Below are 19,828 nucleotides of genomic sequence, written 5' to 3' on the forward strand. Positions count from 1 at the left end.
TCGGATACGGATTGCGTTGGGGTCAGCGTCGCGGGAGGACGCAGTGGGGTTACGGCAGGATAAAGGCGCGCGAGGTGCGCTGAGGGACGGTCGTGGATTGGCAGAGGTTTGCGCGGCAAAATCGCGAGGTGCACCTTATCACCGAAGCCTTTGGCGAGAGCTTCTTTGCAAGCGTATCAGCGCTTCGGTGCGAGGTGCGGCGCTCCGGCCATGACGAGCGAGGACGATTTCCGCATTCGGCCCGGCCGCATTCGCTCAAGCAAGGCGCAGCGTGCTCGGCCGTTCATCGCCCAGGCCCTTGCAGCCGTCGAACGCGCCGGCGGCACGGTGTCCCGCAGAGGCAAGATCGGCTCGGCGGCCCGCTCCCGCCTCGGGCGTGGCCAGCGAGCCTCGATCCAGGCCAACCGGCTGATCTCCTCGCGTTCGCGTGGCGCCGTCATCAAGGCGCGCGTCGTTCGGCACAGCGGACCCGCCGCAGCGCTCGCGACCCATCTCGGCTATCTCCGACGCGAGGGCGTCACCCGCGACGGCGAGAAGGCTCGCCTGTTCGGCCCGGGTGGTGATGACGTCGATGCGCGGGACTTTGCCGAGCGCTGCGAAGACGACCGCCACCACTTCCGCTTCATCATCTCGCCCGACGACGCGCTGGAGATGTCCGACCTCAAGGGCTTCACCCGTGATCTGGTCGGTCAGATGGAGACGGATCTCGCCACCAGGCTCGACTGGGCCGCCGTCGATCACTGGAACACCGAGCACCCGCACGTCCATCTGATCGTGCGCGGCGTGCGCGACGACGGCAAAAACCTCGTCATCGCCCGCGACTACATCAAGGAAGGCATGCGCGACCGGGCGCGCGATCTTATCACCCAGGAGCTTGGGCCGCGCACCGACCACGACATCCGGCAGACCCTTGAACGTCAGATCGATACTGAACGCTGGACCGATCTCGACCGCCAACTCGTGCTCGATGCCCATCAGACGGGGCTGATCGACTTGGCGCCTCGCGCCGATCGGCAGCCCGACGAATTCGACGTGCTGAAGGTCGGACGGCTGCGCAAGCTGGAGAGCCTTGGCCTCACACAGCAGATCGCGCCTGGCCAATGGACGCTCTCCGACCGCGCCGAGACGACGCTTCGGGATCTTGGTGAACGCAGCGACATCATCAAGCGCATCCATCGCGGTCTGACCGAGCGTGGCATCGAGCGTGGGGCAGCGAGCTATATCCTCGCGTCCGAAGTCCTTGCCAATCCGGTTATTGGCCGCCTCGTTACCCGCGGCCTCGATGACGAACTGAAGAGCACGGCTTATGCCGTGGTTGATGGTGTCGACGGCCACACCCACCATATCAGGCTGCCCGACCTCGATGCGGCAGGTGACAGCGCTCCAGGCTCGATTGTCGAGCTGCGCAAGTTCGAAGATGCGCGGGGCCAGCGTCGCGTTGCTCTTGCGGTTCGATCCGATCTCAGCATCGAGGCTCAGATTACCGCCACCGGCGCCACCTGGCTCGATCGGCAGGCCATTGCCCGCGAGCCGGTCCCCCTCGGCGGCGGTTTCGGCGCGGAGGTCCGCGACGCCATGGGTCGCCGTGCCGAGCATCTGATCGCCCAGGGTCTCGCCGAGCGGCAGGGCCAACGGCTCGTCTTCTCCCGCAATTTGATCGACACGCTCCGTCAGCGCGAGATCGAAGCTTTGAGTGAGAAGTTGACAGCCGAAACAGGTCTGCCGTTCAATCGCGCCAACAGCGGCGAGTACGTCGCCGGCACCTACCGCCGGCGCTTCGCGCTCGCCTCCGGCCGCTTCGCCATGATCGACGACGGCCTCGGCTTCCAGCTGGTGCCCTGGACGCCCTCACTCGAGAAGCAGCTCGGCCGCCACGTATCAGGCATCGTCCGCAGAGACCGTGGCGTCGACTGGACTTTTGGCCGAAAGCGCGGATTGGGAATATAAGCAGCAGGTCGCACGTTCTGCTTTCGGCAAAGATGTTTACGGACTGACCGCTTCTGGGCAACAAGGCGAGAAAACTGCCATAGAGTTGGCGTTTCAACCGACCCGTCGTTTTAACCTTATTCAGCAAGACGAGGCTCGTCTTGATTGAGCAGCACTTTGGCATCGCTGAGGGTCCAGACATCGCAGAATCGCAGTCTGGCGGGGTCGTGCCGATGAGGCTGCCGCACGCCCTTCGCCCACGTTTCAGCGGGTATGCTAGACCGACCAAAAGGATAAAAATGGGATCCACGCCCGAGGCGGCGGCGACTTGTCAGGTGGCGAGGAATGTTTGGCGCGGCCGATGCGGTGCTGATGATACGACTGTGTGGACCGTCGGCGTGATGATCCGCTGAAGCTAAGGCTATCCGTTTTGGATCGCCACGTCGTCGAGGCGGCGGGGCAGCCGGATGGCAGCGAGGAAGGTCAGCGCGTGGAGACCGCAAAGCAGCAGGAACGCCCAGGCATAAGCGGTCGAAGCCGCATGGCCCGTGGCTTGCGATCCCAATTCCCACGCAAGAAACGACGCGCAGAGCGTCGTCAGCGTCGGTCCGCCGAGCCGCTGGACGATGTTGAGTGAGGTCGTCGCCATCGGCAGGTCCTTTTTGCGGACCGAGGCATAGGCGGCGGCCATTGACGGCAGACCGACGGCGCTCATCCCCATCCCCCGCAGGAAAAGGGCCGACACGAGCACGAAGAGGTCGAGGCCATGGAGCGCGAGATAGAGAAAGGCCGTCGTGGCGACGAACGTCAGGAAGGCGCCTCCGGCTGAGACATGGCGTGTGCCGAACCTGTCCGTCAGCGTCCCCATCAAGGGATAGGTCACCATCATTCCGAGGCCGAGCGGTGCCAGCATCCAGCCCATTTCGGAGGGTGCGCGGCCGCAGGCGTCGATCAAGAAGGCCGGGATGAGCATCTGGCCTGCGAACTGGACGCCGTTGGACAGAAACTGGGTGATGGCGCTGGTCGAGAAGACACCGCCCTTGAACAGGCGCAGGTCGACCAGCGCGTCGTCGCCCTTCCGCCGGGCCGTCCAGAGAAAGCCGGCCATCATGACGATGCCGACTGCAAGGATTACACGGCCGGTCGTCTGGCCGATCTTGTCCGAGCCGTAGAGAAACAGCGCCAGCCCCGGCGACAGCAATGCGAGGCCGACCCAGTCCAGTTTCTTGTTTGTCGTCTCCTCGCGCTCGCCCGGCAGGAACAGGACGGCAAGCAGGAAGGCGAGCGCACCCACCGGCAGGTTGACGAAGAACAGCCAGCGCCAGGAGGCATATTGCAGGATGGTGCCGGCGACGACCGGTCCAAGAACCGGTGCCAACAAGACCGGCAGCACCATGTAACCGGCGACGCGGGCCATATGTTTGCCGGCCGCCCTGGCGATCATCATCTGCGCCATGGGAGCGAGCAGGCCGCCGCTGATGCCCTGAAGGACCCGGAACGCGATCAGCGAGTTGGCCGACCAGGCAAAGCCACACAAGGCCGACGACAGAGCGAAACCCGCAAAGCACCAGAGGTAAAGCGCCTTCGCGCCGATGCGGCCGACCAGCCAGCCATTCAGCGGCAGGACGAGGGTGAGCGCCAGGAGATAGCCGCTGGTGACCCACTGGATCGTCGACAGGCTGGTGTTGAGTTCGCTCGCCAAGTTCGACAGCGAGACGTTGACGATGGTCGCGTCGAGCTGCGCAAGCAGCCCGCCGAACAGCGCGACCCCCGCGATCTTCCATACGGAGGGGTCGAGCCGGTCGTCGGCAGCATTTGCTGACGCGCCACCCTTAGCGGACGTATCCTTGGTTGCGTCGTTAGGCATTTGTCGATGCGTTTCCGCCATGGAAGCGACCGAAATGCCGGGCGCTGAAAACGCCGATCAGCAGGACGCCCAGGCCGGCGGCGATGACCTGGTCCGCCGCATGAAAATCGAAATCGCCGACGCAGACGATGAGCAGATAGGCGATGACGAAGTTCGCAAAACCCCAGAGAACATTCACCGTCGAGGAGGACAGGCCGACGCCGGACGGCTTGGCGAATGGGCTCTGAAAGGCCCGCCCGGTCATACCGCTGACGAAATGCGGAACGGCATTGGCGAGAAAGGCGCCGCCGAGCAGATAGGATATGTCGCAAAGCCAGTTCATGGTCAGACGGTCCTTTCCAAAAGATCGACGATCTCCTGCGTCGCGCCGGTCTCGCCGATCCGGGGAAACACGCGCGTCACGCTCCAGGCGTGGGCGTCCTCCTCCATGTCGGTCATGGCATCGGTCGCCAGCGTGACGTTGAAGCCTAGCTCGTAGGCTTGGCGTGCGGTGACCTCGACGCCGTTGCTGGTGGCGATGCCGGCGATCACGACCTGCGTCACCCCGGACGACTTCAGAAGATCTTCGAGACTGGTGTTCGTGAAGGCACCCGGCGTGTGCTTCGTCACCGCATGGTCCTGCGGCTGCCGGTTCAGTTCGGCAATGAGCTCGGCCCAGTCGGCGGGAAGCTCTCGCGGGCTCCGCAACCGCTCTGTCCGACCAGGCGCACCGCCGGCGACATTGACCAGCACGACCGGCAGGTCGTGTGCGCGAAAGGCGTCCGCCAGCGCGGCGGTGCGCTGCACGACGCTGTCCATCAGATGAACGGTGGGGAGTGAAACGATGCCTTTCTGCAGATCGATGACGATGAGCGCAGATTTTGCGTCGAGAGCGGTCACGGTCACGGTGTTTTCCTTTTGACGATTGGGGCGACATCCGGACGCGCCGCCTTCGGGCTCGTTGGAGCGACCCGCAGCGCCGCGGCATCGTGATGGCCTAATCGGCCTCGGCAAGGCGCTTGATCAGGGCGACCGCGGACATCAGCGTCTCCCGTTCCTCCGGGGTGAACCCGGCCATCGCTTCCAACAGCCATTTCTGCTTGGCGGCGCTCCGCTTGCGCCGGGCTTCGACGCCATCCGCCGTCAGGGCGAACAGGACCTGCCGGCCATCGCTCGGATGCCGATGACGCTCGACCAGACCCGCGCGTTCCAGTTCGGAGAGCGTCGCACCCATGGATTGCGGCTTCACCACCTCCACCCGCGCGAGGTCGGCGGTGGTCATCGGTCCGGTCTTTGCCAGCCGACCCAGCGCCGTGGTCTGCGACCACGTCAGCCCGTCCTGGTTGGTTTCGGCGCGCAGACGCCGCAGCAGCAGGCCAACCGCCAGCGAAAGCTCGGTTACGGTCGTTTCAAGGGGCGTTGCGGTGTCGGGAGACGTGCTCATGTGCGGATACATAAACACGACAGGAAAACTTGCAAGTTTTCCTGTTATAATATCGTCAATGGCAGCAAGCCGAAAACCGGAAAAATCGCCGGCCGCAGACTGTCATCACCCGTTGCCGCCCGCCGGCCTCGCTTTCGAAAACCCGCTTCGGCGCGCAACCCTCGATCCGGCGTGGTTGTGAGACGGATCGCCCTATCGCAGACGAACATGTGGTCGAGACGGCTCCCTTCGGAATCGGGCCTCATTGACGGATGCGACCGGTCTCGATGCCGGCGAGAATGATATCGATCCCGGCGAGAAACTGCTCGCGATCATCGTGCTGGCGAAACTGTTCGGCGACCTTGTGCATGAACGGATAGCCGTCCGGGTCGAGCCCTTCCCATCCGGTGGCGACGTTGTTGAGAAAGGCCGATCGGAAGTGAGACTGGTCCGGACTTCGCTGCAAATGGCGGGCGTTGGCGGCGTTTTGAACGGCGATGCCGAAGATGAAGATCACCAGCGCCGACCATGAATCGAACAAGCTTGCCTCGGGCAAACCGAGCCCCAGCAGCTGCCCGCCGATCCCCTCGAATATCCGCAACATCGCCGCGCCGACCGGCGCGCGCGACAGTTCGGCACCGACCCAGGGGTGCGCCTCAACCGCGTCGAACAGGCCAAGCGCGATCGAGCGGATCGCCTCCCGCGGCTCGGCACCGTCCGAAACCTTTGTCATGACGCCGGCGATCACCTCGTCGGCGGCAGCCGCCAGAAGAGCCCCCTTGTTTTCGATGTGCCAGTAGATCGCGCCACTGCCCGTCGAGAGGCGCGCGCCGAGTTCTCGAAACGTCAGCGCATTCTCGCCCTCGGCGTCGAGGATGGCGATCGCCGTCTCGATGATCTTCGCCTTCGAGAGCGCGTCCTTGCGCCTCTCGGTTTTCCCGTCGCGGTTTTTCATGGGGCTGATCTTGACATCAATGGAACGACGTTCCAACTGAAAAGGTATGGAACGACGTTCCATTCACAAATCGTTAGGAGCAGATCGATGGAGTCAGTCACACGGTCCAGGACATGCTCTGGCCGAATTGCGCGAACGCTCACGCTGTTGAGCGCCGTATCGCTGTGGCCGATGTCGGCCATGGCGGACGAGCAGCCACGGGTCACCCTTGACCAGGGCGTTCTCGTCGGACAGTCCCGCGACGGCGCCCAGGAGTTTTTGGGCGTGCGCTATGGCGAGCCGCCGGTGGGAAATCTCCGGTGGAAGCCGCCGGTGCCGGTCCACGCAGGCTCTGCGACAGCCGACGCGACACATCCCGGCAAAGGCTGCGCCCAGGGCCCGAGCCCGTTCGGCACCGCCTCAAATGCCGAGGACTGTCTATTCCTCAACGTCGTCGTGCCCGACGGGGACAGGCACAAGCCATCCTCCAAGGGCAAGCCCGTCATGGTCTGGTTTCACGGCGGCGGCCTCACCAACGGGTCGGGCGACGTCTATGACGCCGAGGCCCTCGCCCGCGAGAACGACGTGATCGTCGTCACGGTGAACTACCGGCTCGGCGCTCTCGGCTTCTTCGCTCATCCCGCGCTCGATCGGGGCCAAGACCCGGTTGCCAATTATGGCTTTATGGACCAGCAGCAGGCGCTGCGCTGGGTGAAGGGCAATATCGCAGCCTTCGGCGGCGATCCGCGGAACGTGACGATCGCCGGGGAATCGGCGGGCGGCCTTGCGGTCTACACCCATCTCGTCTCGCCGCTCGCGATCGGGCTGTTCCAGCGCGCCATCATCGAAAGCGGCGTTCCGGCCGACGAGCCTTTGGCCAAGGCCGAGGAAGAGGGTGAGGCTTTGGCCACCAAAGTCGGCTGCCCATCCGACGCCAGCGCCGAGGCGGCAAAATGCCTTCGCGCGGTACCCGTTGGAAAGCTGCTGGCGGCGCAGGAGACGTCGAGCGCCGCCATCATCGACGGCAAACTGCTCCAAGAACCGATTACCGCCGCTCTGACCGCGGGCGACTTTGCCCACGTTCCGGTGCTGAACGGCAGCAATCACGACGAAGGCACGCTGATCGCCGCCTTCATGTTCGAGATCTTCGGCAAGCCGCTGCAGGCCGAGGACTTCGCCCAGGCGCTGGCGATGATCGGAAGCTTCATTCCGGGCTATTCCTACGCCGATGCAGCCCTTCCCGCGATCGAGACGGCGTATGACCCGGCCGACTACAAGGTGCCGGCCCTCGCTGCCGCGCAGGTTTTCACCGACAGCGTCATCGCCTGCCCCGCCTTTGAAGCCGACAAGGCGCTGGCGCGCCATACGCCGGTCTATGCCTACGAGCTGGCCGACGAGAACGCCCCCTCGATCGTCGCGCCGCCCGTCAGCTTTCCCTATGGCGCCGCCCACTTCAGCGAGTTGCAGTATCTCTTCGACATGAGCGCGATCACCATCGATGACGCGCCGGCGCTCACCCCTGCGCAGAAAACATTAGGGCATGAGATGCGGGCCTATTGGGCGGCCTTCGCCCAGTCTGGCGATCCCGGCAGTCAGGCGCTGCCCGAATGGCCGCGATTTGATCCGGCAAAGGGTGGCCCAGTGATGTCCTTGACCGTCGCGGCCCCTCAATCAAGCGATGCGTTCGCTACCACGCACCGTTGCAAGTTTTGGCAAACGGTTCAGCGGCGCTAGCGGATCAAATCTGACGAAAGAGTCTGTCGGGATTCACGTCCGAGGGGTGACCGTGCGCGCCAAATTCAAAAGGATAAGTCCATGCCTTACGACGTTATTATATCCGGCGGCGGTCCCGTCGGACTGTTTCTTGCCACCGAACTCGCGCTGCGGGATATCGGGGTTCTGGTCTTGGAGAAAACCAAGGAGCGACACGCTCCCATCAAAGCTGGTTGGATGGGCATGCGAGGGCTGAACGCGCCTTCGCTCGTGGCTCTCGATTGGCGTGGACTGCTCGATGAAGTCCGGGATGCAGCTCTCCTGTGGAAGGAGAACTCAACACCAGACGGTGATCGGGAGAACGCGAAACCCTCCTCGGGCGGGCACTTCGCCACCCTGCCCATCCAGGGAGACAAGATCGACGCGTTAAGCGACCCATTCGCTCTGCGGGCGCCGTCGGTGGCGATCAGCATGGAATCGTTGGAAGCAATCTTCGAACGGCGCGCGGAGCAACTGGGCGTGCTGGTTCGCCGAGGAGTCGAGGTCACTGAGATCGAGCAGGATGAAGGCGGCGTCACGGTCAGGGCGGATGGAGAAACCTTCCGCGGCTCCTGGCTTGTCGGTTGCGACGGTGCACGGAGCGTCGTCCGCAAACAGGGCGGCTTCAAATTCGACGGGACAGAGCCGCAGCTGACTGGCTATTTGGCTTCCGCCGTCATCGCCGATCCGGAAAAGCTTCAATCAGGCTTCACGCTCACTCCGTGCGGTGTATACGCACTCGGACCAGGGCCTGAACGCGTCGTATTGATGGATTTCGACGAGGGGACCGCCCATGACGGTCAAGAGGTAAGCCTCGATCATTTCCAATCGATCTTGCGCCGTATCTCAGGAACGGACGTCACAGTCCGGGAACTCAATTACGCCTCGACGTGGACCGATCGAGCGCGGCAGGCGGACACCTATCGCAAGGGCCGGATACTCCTGGCGGGAGATGCTGCCCACATCCATTCGCCGCTTGGAGCCCAAGGGCTGAACACTGGCTTGGCCGACGCTCTCAATCTCGGTTGGAAGCTCGCAGCAACGATCAAGGGATGGGCACCAGCCGGCTTGCTCGACACCTACACGCGAGAACGTCACCCTGCCGGAGCATGGGCGCTTCGATGGACCCTCGCGCAGGTAGCGGTGATGCGCCCCGATCCTTGGGGGCACGCGATTACCGAGGTCATGCGCGATCTCATCGCGACCCACGACGGAGCTACCTATTTTGCCGATAAAATCGCGGGGACCTCGCAACACTATGACTTGGGCGATGGCCACCCCCTCTGCGGCAGACCTTTCCCGGCATTCAAGATCAAGGATGGCGCACAGCTCAAGACGTTCTTGAAAGATGGCGCTGGGATTCTGCTGGATTTCCGAGGTGATCAGGAGCTGTGCGAACTCGCCAGTCGGTACGATGGCAGGCTAAAAATGGTCTCCGCTCAGGCCCTCGACACCAAAGGAATCGCAGCTCTGTTCATCAGGCCCGATGGGATCGTCGCCTGGGTCTGGGATGGCGACACGCCGCTCGACCGCTCGACCGCCAATAGCGTCATCTCTTCTTGGATGGGGAAGACCGAAACGGCTTAGCTTTCGCTAAAACGGTTGCGCTGGCTTGACGCCCATTGGGCCGTTCAATCGGGTATTGAGCCCGCGCCCGGATGATCTTCCTGGAAGTGCGTCCGCGACGTTGAATGAAGATGGGTGTCCTTACAGTCCTCGATCGATCCGGCGATCTGCACGAATAGTCGATCAAGGTCGCACCTAGCCATTCCCTGTCTTTCTGCGCCACAGCACGATCACGCCGCCGATCTCCCGACAGCCGCTTGAACCGCCCCGGCACCCCGCCCGACCTTCTCCGGAAAGGAGGCGCGCGTGCCGGCATCGAAGATCCTCTGGGGGCAGATCGTCATCGTCGTTGCGATCGTCCTGGTGACGACTTGGACGGCGACGGAGTGGACGGCCTGGCGGCTGGGGTTTCAGGCGCAGCTCGGGGTGCCATGGTTCGAGCTGTCGGGCTGGCCGGTCTATGCTCCGCCGGCCTATTTCTGGTGGTGGTACTTCTACGACGCCTATGCGCCGCCGATCTTCGTCGAAGGCGCGTACATCGCCGCCTCGGGTGGCTTCCTCGCGATCGCCGTGGCGATCGGCCTGTCGGTTTGGCGCGCGCGGGAGGCGAAGAACGCCGAGACTTTCGGCTCGGCTCGCTGGGCGCGGCCGGACGAGGTGAAGGCAGCGGGGCTGCTTGGGTCCGACGGCGTCGTACTCGGCAAGCTCGATCGCCAGTATCTCCGCCATGACGGTCCCGAGCACGTGCTGTGCTTCGCACCGACCCGCTCCGGCAAGGGCGTCGGCCTCGTGGTGCCCTCGCTGCTCACCTGGCCGGGCTCGGCGATCGTCCACGACATCAAGGGCGAGAACTGGCAGATCACCGCCGGCTTTCGGGCGCGGCACGGCCGCGCGCTGCTGTTCGACCCGACCAACGCGAAGTCGGCGGCCTACAATCCGCTGCTGGAAGTCCGTCGAGGCGAGTGGGAAGTGCGCGACGTCCAGAACATCGCCGACATCCTGGTCGATCCCGAAGGCAGTCTCGAGAAGCGGAACCACTGGGAGAAGACCAGCCACGCGCTCTTGGTCGGCGCCATCCTTCATGTGCTCTATGCCGAAGAGGACAAGACGCTCGCCAGTGTGGCAGCCTTCCTCTCCGATCCCCGTCGCCCGATCGAGGCGACGCTCGCCGCGATGATGAAGACGCCGCATCTGGGTGATGCAGGGCCGCATCCGGTCATTGCCAGCGCAGCGCGCGAACTCCTCAACAAGTCCGACAACGAACGATCCGGCGTTCTCTCCACCGCCATGTCATTCCTTGGGCTATACCGCGATCCGGTCGTCGCCGAGGTGACGCGGCGTTGCGACTGGCGCATTGCCGATATTGTGGGAGGCGCGCGGCCGGTGACGCTCTACCTCGTCGTGCCGCCCTCGGACATCGCCCGCACCAAGCCGCTGATCCGCCTGATCCTCAACCAGATCGGCCGTAGACTGACGGAGGATCTTGAGGCCAATGGCAAACGCCATCGGCTCCTGTTGATGCTGGACGAGTTTCCGGCGCTCGGGCGGCTCGACTTCTTCGAGAGCGCGCTCGCCTTCATGGCTGGTTACGGGCTGAAGGCCTTCCTCATTGCCCAGTCACTGAACCAGATCGAGAAGGCCTACGGGCCGAACAACTCGATCCTCGACAACTGCCATGTCCGGGTGAGCTTTGCGACCAACGACGAGCGCACGGCCAAGCGGGTGTCGGATGCGCTGGGCACAGCGACCGAGCTGCGGGCGATGAAGAACTATGCGGGCCATAGGCTGTCGCCCTGGCTCGGCCATCTGATGGTGTCGCGTTCAGAGACGGCGCGGCCGCTGCTGACGCCCGGTGAAGTCATGCAACTGCCGCCGGCGGACGAGATCGTCATGGTGGCGGGCACACCGCCGATCCGGGCGAAGAAGGCGCGGTACTTCGAGGACGCGCGGCTTGTCGAGCGTGTGCTGCCGCCGCCGACGCTGGTCAGAAAGGACGCTCCGTCCGCCGACGACTGGAGCACATTGCCTGTGACGACCCAGCCGACCAGCGTCGCAGAAAACGCCAACGGCGCCTCCGGCGACGATGAGGACCCCACAGGCTCAGAGCACCGCAAGCAGCCGGAACTGGCGCGCGAGGTAGCGATCGAGCAACCCGTGATGCCGCTCGCCACCGAATTCGATCTCGACTTCGATGCGGACGCCGCTGACGACGCGGCGCGGATCGGGCGCGTCGACAGGCTGATGCAAGGCGTGGCGCGGCAGGTTTCGCTTGATCCCGCCGACGGCATGGATTTGTGAGGCGCCGATGAGCAAGCCGCAGAAGAAGCAGCGCCTGTCCGTCTATCTCGATCCGCCGATCATGAAGGCGCTCGCCGAATATGCCGCCCGTCGCGATCATTCGCGATCGCTGGTCGCCGAAGCGGCGATCGCCTCCTTCCTGTCGCCGGATGCCGCCGAACGGCAGGAGGCGGCGACGACCAAGCGTCTCGACCAGCTCGACCGCCGGCTGACGCGGCTCGAGCGCGATCTCGGCATCTCAGTCGAGATGCTGGCTCTGTTCGTGCGCTTCTGGCTGATCTCCAATCCGCCGCTGCCCGAACCGGCGCAGGCGGCCGCCCGCGCTCAGGCGGGCGAGCGCTATGATGTCTTCGTCGCGGCGCTCGGCCGCCGCCTCGCCAAGGGGCCGAAGCTCCGGCACGAGATCTCCGAAGATATCGGACCATCGCAGAAGAACTGAGGATTATAGAGCTTTACTGCAGATTGTAAGCGATGTCGCTGATTGCCCGGTATTAAGAATCACAGCTTCGTACAACAGCATGAACAACGAACAATCCGGTTGGGTGGAAAGCTTCCGGTCCGCTTTGGAAGCGGCTTTGCAAAAAGTTGCCATCTGCAAGGCGTCATCGGCTGTCCCAAAAACATTTGGGACCGTTGCAGAAGCCCCGTCGTTTCTCCGCTTGCGTAGCTCGCAAGGGATCGAGTTTCGAGAATCGACACCGACGCTTGACGACCCTTCACACGACCCTGCTTGCTCGAAGTGCTTCCTTGAACAGTTCGAAGGCCGTCGTGCCTCGCCGATCGGGGTAATAGAGGTGGTAGCCGGCGAATGGCTCGCACCACGGCTCCAGCAGGCGGATGAGACGGCCATCGGCAATCGGCGCCGCCACCAGATCCTCCAGGATGTAGAGGATGCCGAAACCCTCAAGGGCGGCGGCCACCAGCAGGTCGCCGTCGTTGAACACCGGCCCGCGGCCCGGCGTGACCGTCACCGCATGGCCGTCGCGCTCGAACGACCAGGGCGACAGGTCGCCATGCGCGTCGCCGTAGGCGATACATCGATGCGCCGTGAGGTCGGCGGGCTTTATCGGCGCCGGATGGTCGCTCAGATAGCCGGGAGCGGCCACCACCGCGGCGCGAAGCGGAGGTCCGACCGCCAGCGCGATCATGTCCTTCTCCAATCGCTCGCCGAGCCGGATGCCCGCATCATATCGGCCCGCCACGACGTCACTCATCCCGCCCTCCACGCACACCTCCACCTCGACGCCGGGATGGAGGCGCATGAAGGATGGAAGCATCGGCCACAGCACTGTCGTCGCGGCGTGTTTGCCGATCGTGATCCGGATGGTGCCGATCGCTGCGCCGCGTGCCTGGGACAGCGCCTCGATCTCGCCGTCCAACCCGGCCAGTGCCGGCGACAGGGTGGCGAGCAGGCGCTCGCCGGCAGCGGTCGGGGCGACGCTGCGTGTCGTGCGGGACAGGAGGCGAAAACCAAGCTGACTCTCCAACCGCTTCATGGTCTGGCTCAACGCCGACTGCGTGACTCCGAGCCGCCTCGCAGCACGCGTGAAGCTGCGGTCGGAGGCGATCGTCGCGAAGATGGCGAGGTCGCCGAGCTGATCCGGACGCATTGATGATCCCTACTACTGGGGCCTATTACTGATTAGGTCATTATCTCAATCAATTAGCATGACTAACTAGTCAGTGATAGCGGAAGGAACGAGGCGCAGACGATGGGCAAGGTTTGGCTGGTGACGGGCGCAAGCCGGGGACTTGGACGCGAGATCGCGCGCGCGGCGCTCGATGCGGGCGAAACGGTCGTGGCGACGGCGCGGTCCGCCGACGCGCTGCGCGATGCCTTCGGGGGCGAACAGGATCGCCTGCACGCCCTCGCGCTCGATATCACCGACGCCGAAGCCGCGAACTCTGTTGCCGCGCAGACCGTCGAGCGGTTCGGTGCGATCGACGTGCTGGTCAACAATGCCGGCTATGCCGAACTGGGTTTCTTCGAAACCTTCACCGATACCGCAGTGCGGCGTCAGTTCGAGGTCAACCTGTTCGGCACGATGAATGTCGCGCGCGCAGTCGCGCCCCACATGCGTGAGCGGCGCTCAGGCCTGATCGTCACCATCTCGTCGGTCAGCGGGCTGGTCTCCAACGGCGGGGGTGCGGTCTACTCGGCGTCGAAGTTCGCGGTCGAAGGATGGATGGAGGGCTTTGCGCAGGAGCTGGCCCCGTTGGGCGTCCGCTCGCTCCTGGTCGAGCCGGGAATGCTGCGCACCGACTTCATGGATCCGAAGTCGGCGAGCTTCGGCAGCATCGACATTCCAGACTATGCCGAGGCGATCGCGCAGTATCGTGCGTTCGTGGACGGGGCCAGCGGCAACCAGCCGGGCGATCCGAAGCTGCTCGCCGTGCGGATCGTGGCCCTTGCTTCACAGGACGAGGCGCCATCGCGGCTCGTGTTCGGCGACGACGCCCGGCAGTGGGCCGATGCTAAGGTCGACCAATTGCGACGGGAGATCGCCCAGTCCGCCGATCGCAGCTGACACGACAGACCGAGGCGCCGGCAAGAGGAGCGATTGCCCAGCTCCAGCCGTGACCCTTGAGCGCTTCCCAAAAACGAACTTGGAATAGGATAGCGGAGGGGCAGCCTGTAACGCATCCCGTATGCAGTCCGGCCCTTCCCAAAATCTGCTCCCGATCGCCCTTTCCTCGAATGGACAATCACAGATGGAGAAATTGGTCTCTGTTCGGGTGTCCGAATGGCCGCATCGAGGAAGATGCTGCGGGACTTGGGACGGCGGTCCCAGCTCAAAACCTACCGATTCGATCGATGCGGGTGACCGCCGATCACCTGTCTTTCTTCGCCAGCCTACGACGGCTGTCCCTGACTTGTTGAACTCGTCCCTTTTCCGGTTCTCTTAATCGTCCCCGATCCGGAGCCGCCGTCGGCGGTCCGCCGGCAATGGGGACGAGATGGCGGTTTCTTCGCATCAGCACTCGGAGGCGGTCTCACGCGGCGCGCGCATGCTGCGCACGGCGCTGGGGCCGGCGATCGCCGGATACCTGGAGGATCCGGGCGTCGTCGAGGTGATGCTGAACCCCGACGGCCGGCTCTGGATCGACCGGCTCGCTGAGGGCCTCGCCGAGACGGGCGAGCAACTCTCTGCCGCCGACGGCGAGCGGATCATCCGGCTCGTCGCCCATCATGTCGGTGCGGAAGTCCACGCCGGAGCTCCCCGGGTTTCCGCCGAACTGCCGGAGACCGGCGAGCGCTTCGAGGGTCTGCTGCCGCCGGTCGTCGCCGCACCCGCCTTCGCCATCCGCAAGCCGGCGGTCGCCGTCTTCACGCTGGAGGACTACGTTGGCGCCGGCATCATGAGCGCCGATCAGGCTGCACAGCTGCGACAGGCGATCGCCGAGCGGAAGAACATCCTCGTTGCCGGCGGCACCTCCACCGGCAAGACGACGCTGACCAACGCGCTGCTTGCCGAAGTCGCCAAGACCACTGATCGCGTGGTGCTGATCGAGGATACGCGTGAGCTGCAATGCGCCGCGCCGAACCTCGTGGCGCTCCGCACCAAGGACGGTGTCGCCTCGCTCTCCGACCTCGTGCGCTCCTCGCTGCGGCTCAGGCCCGACCGCATCCCGATCGGCGAAGTGCGCGGGCCGGAGGCGCTCGACCTGCTCAAGGCCTGGGGCACGGGTCATCCCGGCGGCGTCGGCACCATCCATGCCGGCTCCGCCATCGGTGCGCTGCGGCGCCTGGAGCAGCTTATCCAGGAAGCCGTCGTCACCGTGCCGCGGTCGCTGATCGCCGAGACCATCGATCTCGTCGCCGTGCTCTCCGGCCGAGGCTTCTCGCGCCGCCTCGCCGAGCTTTCCCGCGTCGCCGGCCTCGACCGCCACGGCGACTACCGCATCACGCCTATCGTCCAGCCCCGCACCGGAGACCACGCATGATCTCGCGCCAACATTGCCTTCGTCGATCTCTTGGTCGGCGCATCATCGCAACAGCCGCGACCATCGGGGCCGCCAACATCGCCCTGGCCTCGGCCGCGCAGGCCGCCGGCTCATCGATGCCGTGGGAGGAGCCGCTGGAGCAGATCCTCGAATCCATCGAGGGGCCGGTGGCCAAGATCGTCGCGGTGATCATCATCATCGTCACTGGCCTGTCGCTGGCCTTCGGCGATACCTCGGGCGGCTTTCGCCGGCTGATCCAGATCGTCTTCGGCCTGTCGATCGCCTTTGCAGCCTCGAGCTTCTTCCTGTCGTTCTTCTCCTTCGGCGGCGGAGCGCTGGTCTGATGGCTGCCTCCTTCACCTCCGCTGGCGAGATCGTCGGCTTCAGCGTTCCTGTGCACCGCTCGCTGACCGAGCCAATCCTGCTCGGAGGCGCGCCGCGTTCGATCGCCATCCTCAACGGCACGCTCGCCGCCGCCCTCGGGCTCGGCCTACGCCTCTGGCTGGTCGGCCTGGCGCTGTGGGCCATCGGCCACTTCGTCGCTGTCTGGGCGGCGAGGCGCGATCCGCTGTTTGCCGACGTCGTGCGCCGGCATCTGCGCATTCCCGGCCATTTGGATCTTTGAGGAAGGCGCGCACGATGATGAACCTTGCCGAATATCGACGCACCGCCACCCGGCTCGCCGACTTCCTGCCGTGGGCGGCTTTGGTCGAGGCCGGAATCGTTCTCAACAAGGACGGCAGCCTGCAGAGAACCGCTCAGTTTCGCGGGCCCGACCTCGACAGTGCCGTGGAGGCTGAACTGGTGGCGGTGGCCGCCCGCCTCAACAACGCCTTCCGCCGCCTCGGCTCCGGCTGGGCACTCTTCGTCGAAGCCGTTCGGCTGGGCGCCGAGCACTATCCGGAAAGCACGTTTCCCGATCCCGCCTCGGCTCTCGTCGATGCCGAGCGCAAGGCCGAGTTCGAAGCCGAGGGCGCACACTACGAGTCGAGCTATTTTCTCACCTTCGTCTATCTGCCGCCGGCAGAGACGGCCGCGCGAACCGAGGGCTGGCTCTACGAGGGCAAGACCGGCAAGGGCATCAATGCCCGCGAGGTGCTGCGCGGCTTCATCGACCGCACCGACCGCGTCCTGCAGCTGATCGAGAGCTTCATGCCGGAATGCCAATGGCTCGATGACGGCGAGACGCTCTCCTACCTCCATTCCGCGATCTCGACCAAGCGCCAGCGCGTGCGCGTGCCCGAGGTGCCGATGCATCTCGATGCGCTGCTCGCCGACCAGCCGCTCACCGGCGGCCTGGAGCCGATGCTGGGAACCGCGCATCTGCGGGTGTTGACCATCGTCGGCTTTCCCACCGCCACCACGCCCGGCATTCTGGACGAACTGAACCGGCTCGCCTTCGCCTACCGCTGGTCGACGCGGGCCATCCTCCTCGACAAGATCGATGCCATAAGGCTGCTGACCAAAATCCGCCGGCAGTGGTTCGCCAAGCGCAAGTCCCTTGCGGCCATCCTCAAGGAGGTGCTGACCAACGAAGCCTCGGTGCTGGTCGACACCGATGCCGCCAACAAGGCCGCCGATGCCGACCTCGCCTTGCAGGAGCTGGGCGCCGACTATGCCGGGGCCGCCTTCGTCACCGCGACGGTCACCGTTTGGGACAAGGATCCCCGCATTGCCGAGGAGAAGCTGCGGCTGGTGGAGAAGGTCATCCAGGGCCGCGACTTCACCGCCATGCCGGAGACCATCAATGCTGTCGATGCCTGGCTCGGCTCGCTGCCCGGTCATGTCTATGCCAATGTCCGCCAGCCGCCGATCTCGACGCTGAACCTTGCCCATATGATCCCGCTCTCGGCGGTCTGGGCAGGACCCGACAAGGACGACCATCTCGGCGCACCGCCGCTGCTCTTTGGTCAGACCGAAGGCTCGACGCCGTTCCGGCTGTCGCTCCATGTCGGCGATGTCGGCCACACGCTGGTGGTCGGGCCGACGGGCGCCGGCAAGAGCGTGCTGCTCGCGCTGATGGCGCTGCAGTTCCGCCGCTACCAACAGGCCCAGGTCTTCGCCTTCGACTTCGGCGGGAGCATTCGCGCCGCCGCCCTGGCGATGGGCGGCGATTGGCATGATCTCGGTGGCGGCCTAACCGAGAGTGCCTCCGTCTCGCCGCAGCCGCTGGCACGCATTCCCGACACGCCCGAGCACGCCTGGACCGCCGACTGGATCGTCGCGATCCTCACGCGCGAAGGCATCGCCATCACGCCGGAGGTCAAGGAGCATCTCTGGACGGCACTGACCTCGCTCGGCACAGCCCCCGTTGCCGAGCGCACCATCACCGGTCTCTCCGTTCTCCTGCAGTCGAACGTCCTCAAGCGGGCGCTGCAGCCCTACTGCCTCGGCGGCGCCTATGGCCGGCTGCTCGATGCCGAGGCCGAACATCTGGGCGAGGCTTCCGTTCAGGCATTCGAGACCGAGGGCCTGATTGGCACCGGCGCGGCCTCCGCCGTTCTTGCCTATCTCTTCCACCGCATCGAGGATCGGCTCGACGGCTCACCGACGCTCCTCATCATCGATGAAGGCTGGCTGGCACTCGACGACGAGGGCTTTGCCGGACAGATCCGCGAGTGGCTGAAGACGCTCAGGAAGAAGAACGCCTCCGTCGTCTTCGCCACCCAGTCGCTCTCCGATATCGACGGCAGCCCGATCGCACCGGCGATCATCGAGAGCTGCCACACCCGCATCCTGTTGCCGAACGAGCGGGCGATCGAGCCGCAGATCGCATCGATCTATCGCAAGTTCGGCCTCAACGACCGCCAGATCGAGATTCTGGCGCGCGCCACACCGAAGCGCGACTACTACTGCCAGAGCCGGCGCGGCAACCGCCTGTTCGAGCTCGGCCTCGGCGAGGTCGCGCTCGCCCTTTGCGCCACCTCCGCCAAGACCGATCAGACCGAAATCGAGGACGTCCTCGCGCAATACGGCCCGGATGGCTTCCTGGCCGCCTGGCTGAAGCGCCGCGGCCTCGCCTGGGCCGCCGATCTCATTCCCGACCTTGCCAATCTGGAGATGCCGTCATGATTCCTCATGCTTTGCGTGGTCAGTTGTTGGCTGCGGCGCTCATCGCTCCCGTTGCTCTATCTCCGGCGATTGTCGCCCCGGCCTCGGCCGCCTGGCTCGTCTTCGATCCGACGAACTATGCGCAGAACGTGCTGCAGGCGGCCCGGGCGCTGGAGCAGATCAACAACCAGATCACTTCGCTCCAGAACGAGGCGCAGATGCTGATCAACCAGGCGCGCAATCTGGCGAGCCTGCCCTATTCCTCGCTGCAGCAGCTGCAGCAGTCGATCAGCCGCACCCAGCAGCTTCTCGATCAGGCCCAGAAGATCGCCTTCGATGTCGGCGAGATCGACCAGGCTTTCTCCTCCACCTATGGCGCGGCTTCCACCTCTGCTTCCGATCAGGACCTGATCGACGAAGCCAAGACGCGCTGGCAGAACACCGTGGCGGGACTGCAAGACGCGATGCGCGTTCAGGCCGGCGTCGTCGGCAATCTCGACACCAACCGAACCGAGATGTCGGCGCTCGTCGGTGAGAGCCAGGGCGCGACAGGCGCGCTCCAGGCGACGCAGGCCGGCAACCAGCTCCTGGCGCTGCAGGCCCAGCAGCTTGCCGATCTGGTGGCGGTCGTTGCCGCGGACGGGCGCGCCCGCGCGCTGCAATCGGCCGAACAGGCGGCAGCCGCCGATCAGGGCCGCGAGCAACGCCGGCGGTTCCTGACGCCGGGCACCGGCTATGAGCCCGGCAGCGCGCAGATGTTCTACGGCGATTGAGATGCAGGCGAAGCACCTTGCCCGGCTTGCCGCCAGCGCCTTCGTGGCGGCCGCTCTGGCCGTGGCGGCGCTGGGAGGGGCCGGAACGGACGAGGAACCAGCCTCGCCGGCTGCGGTCCCGAGCTCGGCTGCTCCGGTCGATCCGCTGCGGGCCGAGCTGATCCGCTGCGCCAGGATCGGAGAGGCCGCCATTCACGATGCCGCCTGCCTCGCGACCTGGGCGGAGAACCGCCGCCGCTTTCTGTCGGCGAATGATGACTGGATCCGCGACCGCCTGCCGGTCCCGCCGCGGATAAAGCCGGAGGCCCGCTAGC

General features: G+C 65.0%; 18 protein-coding genes. 12 read left to right on the top strand and 6 right to left on the bottom strand.

The window, feature by feature from the left end; genetic code table 11:
• Positions 1 to 210 precede the first annotated feature (210 nt).
• Positions 211 to 1,947, top strand: coding sequence for a relaxase/mobilization nuclease domain-containing protein (locus SMD10_RS05185; protein WP_331684589.1), 1,737 nt, complete (start codon positions 211 to 213; stop codon positions 1,945 to 1,947).
• 400 nt (positions 1,948 to 2,347) lie between these two features.
• On the opposite strand, the gene SMD10_RS05190 is transcribed toward SMD10_RS05185, so the two are convergent.
• The 5 genes from SMD10_RS05190 to SMD10_RS05210 all read right to left on the bottom strand — a co-directional run bounded on the left by SMD10_RS05190 (position 2,348) and on the right by SMD10_RS05210 (position 6,150).
• On the bottom strand, positions 2,348 to 3,793 hold the full coding sequence (locus SMD10_RS05190) for a DHA2 family efflux MFS transporter permease subunit (protein ID WP_331684590.1): 1,446 nt from the start codon (positions 3,791 to 3,793) through the stop codon (positions 2,348 to 2,350).
• Entirely contained in the window at positions 3,786 to 4,115 is a 330-nt protein-coding gene (locus SMD10_RS05195; RefSeq protein ID WP_331684591.1) for a hypothetical protein, read from the bottom strand. The genes SMD10_RS05190 and SMD10_RS05195 overlap by 8 nt, the downstream gene beginning before the upstream one ends.
• Positions 4,116 to 4,117: 2 nt before the next feature.
• Positions 4,118 to 4,678, bottom strand: coding sequence for an isochorismatase family protein (locus SMD10_RS05200; RefSeq protein WP_331684592.1), 561 nt, complete (start codon positions 4,676 to 4,678; stop codon positions 4,118 to 4,120).
• Positions 4,679 to 4,769: 91 nt separating this feature from the next.
• Positions 4,770 to 5,216 carry a MarR family winged helix-turn-helix transcriptional regulator gene (locus tag SMD10_RS05205; protein WP_331684593.1) on the bottom strand — a complete coding sequence of 149 codons (447 nt, stop codon included), beginning with the start codon at positions 5,214 to 5,216 and terminating at the stop codon, positions 4,770 to 4,772.
• Positions 5,217 to 5,457: 241 nt separating this feature from the next.
• Positions 5,458 to 6,150, bottom strand: a complete 693-nt coding sequence (locus SMD10_RS05210) for a TetR/AcrR family transcriptional regulator (RefSeq protein ID WP_331684594.1) — start codon at positions 6,148 to 6,150, stop codon at positions 5,458 to 5,460.
• A gap of 147 nt (positions 6,151 to 6,297) precedes the next feature.
• Between SMD10_RS05210 and SMD10_RS05215 the strand changes: the two genes are divergently transcribed.
• From SMD10_RS05215 to SMD10_RS05230, 4 genes are all read left to right on the top strand, one after another.
• A complete protein-coding gene (locus SMD10_RS05215) occupies positions 6,298 to 7,863 on the top strand; it encodes a carboxylesterase/lipase family protein (protein WP_331684595.1) in 1,566 nt (521 codons plus the stop codon).
• Positions 7,864 to 7,944: 81 nt separating this feature from the next.
• The gene (locus SMD10_RS05220) at positions 7,945 to 9,468 is read left to right on the top strand and encodes an FAD-dependent monooxygenase (protein ID WP_331684596.1); all 1,524 of its coding nucleotides are present in this window, start codon (positions 7,945 to 7,947) and stop codon (positions 9,466 to 9,468) included.
• Between the two features lie 285 nt (positions 9,469 to 9,753).
• Entirely contained in the window at positions 9,754 to 11,745 is a 1,992-nt protein-coding gene (locus SMD10_RS05225) for a conjugal transfer protein TraG (RefSeq protein ID WP_331684597.1), read from the top strand.
• A gap of 7 nt (positions 11,746 to 11,752) precedes the next feature.
• Positions 11,753 to 12,184 (top strand): CopG family transcriptional regulator, encoded by a 432-nt coding sequence (locus tag SMD10_RS05230; RefSeq protein WP_331684598.1) that lies wholly within the window; start codon positions 11,753 to 11,755, stop codon positions 12,182 to 12,184.
• A 277-nt stretch (positions 12,185 to 12,461) separates the two neighbouring features.
• Here the strand turns inward: SMD10_RS05230 and SMD10_RS05235 are convergent, their stop codons facing one another.
• Entirely contained in the window at positions 12,462 to 13,355 is an 894-nt protein-coding gene (locus tag SMD10_RS05235) for a LysR family transcriptional regulator (protein WP_331684599.1), read from the bottom strand.
• A 102-nt stretch (positions 13,356 to 13,457) separates the two neighbouring features.
• On the opposite strand from SMD10_RS05235, the gene SMD10_RS05240 reads away from it, so the two are divergent.
• The 7 genes from SMD10_RS05240 to trbK-alt all read left to right on the top strand — a co-directional run bounded on the left by SMD10_RS05240 (position 13,458) and on the right by trbK-alt (position 19,827).
• Positions 13,458 to 14,273 (top strand): SDR family NAD(P)-dependent oxidoreductase, encoded by an 816-nt coding sequence (locus tag SMD10_RS05240; RefSeq protein WP_331684600.1) that lies wholly within the window; start codon positions 13,458 to 13,460, stop codon positions 14,271 to 14,273.
• Positions 14,274 to 14,703: 430 nt separating this feature from the next.
• Positions 14,704 to 15,690: a P-type conjugative transfer ATPase TrbB gene (gene trbB / locus SMD10_RS05245; RefSeq protein WP_331684601.1), complete on the top strand. Its 987-nt coding sequence runs from the start codon at positions 14,704 to 14,706 to the stop codon at positions 15,688 to 15,690.
• Positions 15,687 to 16,034 (top strand): TrbC/VirB2 family type IV secretion system protein, encoded by a 348-nt coding sequence (locus tag SMD10_RS05250; RefSeq protein WP_331684602.1) that lies wholly within the window; start codon positions 15,687 to 15,689, stop codon positions 16,032 to 16,034. The genes trbB and SMD10_RS05250 overlap by 4 nt, the downstream gene beginning before the upstream one ends.
• Entirely contained in the window at positions 16,034 to 16,315 is a 282-nt protein-coding gene (locus SMD10_RS05255; RefSeq protein WP_331684603.1) for a VirB3 family type IV secretion system protein, read from the top strand. Before SMD10_RS05250 ends, SMD10_RS05255 begins: the two co-directional genes overlap by 1 nt.
• A 14-nt stretch (positions 16,316 to 16,329) precedes the next feature.
• Positions 16,330 to 18,762, top strand: coding sequence for a conjugal transfer protein TrbE (gene trbE / locus SMD10_RS05260; RefSeq protein ID WP_331684604.1), 2,433 nt, complete (start codon positions 16,330 to 16,332; stop codon positions 18,760 to 18,762).
• Positions 18,759 to 19,514: a P-type conjugative transfer protein TrbJ gene (gene trbJ / locus SMD10_RS05265; protein ID WP_331684605.1), complete on the top strand. Its 756-nt coding sequence runs from the start codon at positions 18,759 to 18,761 to the stop codon at positions 19,512 to 19,514. Before trbE ends, trbJ begins: the two co-directional genes overlap by 4 nt.
• 1 nt (position 19,515) lies before the next feature.
• Positions 19,516 to 19,827 (top strand): putative entry exclusion protein TrbK-alt, encoded by a 312-nt coding sequence (trbK-alt, locus tag SMD10_RS05270; RefSeq protein ID WP_331684606.1) that lies wholly within the window; start codon positions 19,516 to 19,518, stop codon positions 19,825 to 19,827.
• Position 19,828: the final 1 nt, after the last annotated feature.

Source organism: Consotaella aegiceratis (assembly GCF_036541425.1).
Lineage (GTDB): Bacteria > Pseudomonadota > Alphaproteobacteria > Rhizobiales > Rhizobiaceae > Consotaella > Consotaella aegiceratis.

What these genes read in the sequence shown, in the direction of transcription:
- trbJ (WP_331684605.1), top strand. Translation starts at nt 18,759, where the DNA reads ATGATTCCTCATGCTTTGCGTGGTCAGTTGTTGGCTGCGGCGCTCATC.
- SMD10_RS05210 (WP_331684594.1), bottom strand. Translation starts at nt 6,150, where the DNA reads ATGAAAAACCGCGACGGGAAAACCGAGAGGCGCAAGGACGCGCTCTCG.
- SMD10_RS05190 (WP_331684590.1), bottom strand. Translation starts at nt 3,793, where the DNA reads ATGCCTAACGACGCAACCAAGGATACGTCCGCTAAGGGTGGCGCGTCA.
- SMD10_RS05240 (WP_331684600.1), top strand. Translation starts at nt 13,458, where the DNA reads ATGGGCAAGGTTTGGCTGGTGACGGGCGCAAGCCGGGGACTTGGACGC.
- SMD10_RS05195 (WP_331684591.1), bottom strand. Translation starts at nt 4,115, where the DNA reads ATGAACTGGCTTTGCGACATATCCTATCTGCTCGGCGGCGCCTTTCTC.
- SMD10_RS05235 (WP_331684599.1), bottom strand. Translation starts at nt 13,355, where the DNA reads ATGCGTCCGGATCAGCTCGGCGACCTCGCCATCTTCGCGACGATCGCC.
- SMD10_RS05230 (WP_331684598.1), top strand. Translation starts at nt 11,753, where the DNA reads ATGAGCAAGCCGCAGAAGAAGCAGCGCCTGTCCGTCTATCTCGATCCG.
- SMD10_RS05250 (WP_331684602.1), top strand. Translation starts at nt 15,687, where the DNA reads ATGATCTCGCGCCAACATTGCCTTCGTCGATCTCTTGGTCGGCGCATC.
- SMD10_RS05185 (WP_331684589.1), top strand. Translation starts at nt 211, where the DNA reads ATGACGAGCGAGGACGATTTCCGCATTCGGCCCGGCCGCATTCGCTCA.
- SMD10_RS05220 (WP_331684596.1), top strand. Translation starts at nt 7,945, where the DNA reads ATGCCTTACGACGTTATTATATCCGGCGGCGGTCCCGTCGGACTGTTT.
- SMD10_RS05255 (WP_331684603.1), top strand. Translation starts at nt 16,034, where the DNA reads ATGGCTGCCTCCTTCACCTCCGCTGGCGAGATCGTCGGCTTCAGCGTT.
- trbK-alt (WP_331684606.1), top strand. Translation starts at nt 19,516, where the DNA reads ATGCAGGCGAAGCACCTTGCCCGGCTTGCCGCCAGCGCCTTCGTGGCG.
- SMD10_RS05205 (WP_331684593.1), bottom strand. Translation starts at nt 5,216, where the DNA reads ATGAGCACGTCTCCCGACACCGCAACGCCCCTTGAAACGACCGTAACC.
- trbE (WP_331684604.1), top strand. Translation starts at nt 16,330, where the DNA reads ATGATGAACCTTGCCGAATATCGACGCACCGCCACCCGGCTCGCCGAC.
- trbB (WP_331684601.1), top strand. Translation starts at nt 14,704, where the DNA reads ATGGCGGTTTCTTCGCATCAGCACTCGGAGGCGGTCTCACGCGGCGCG.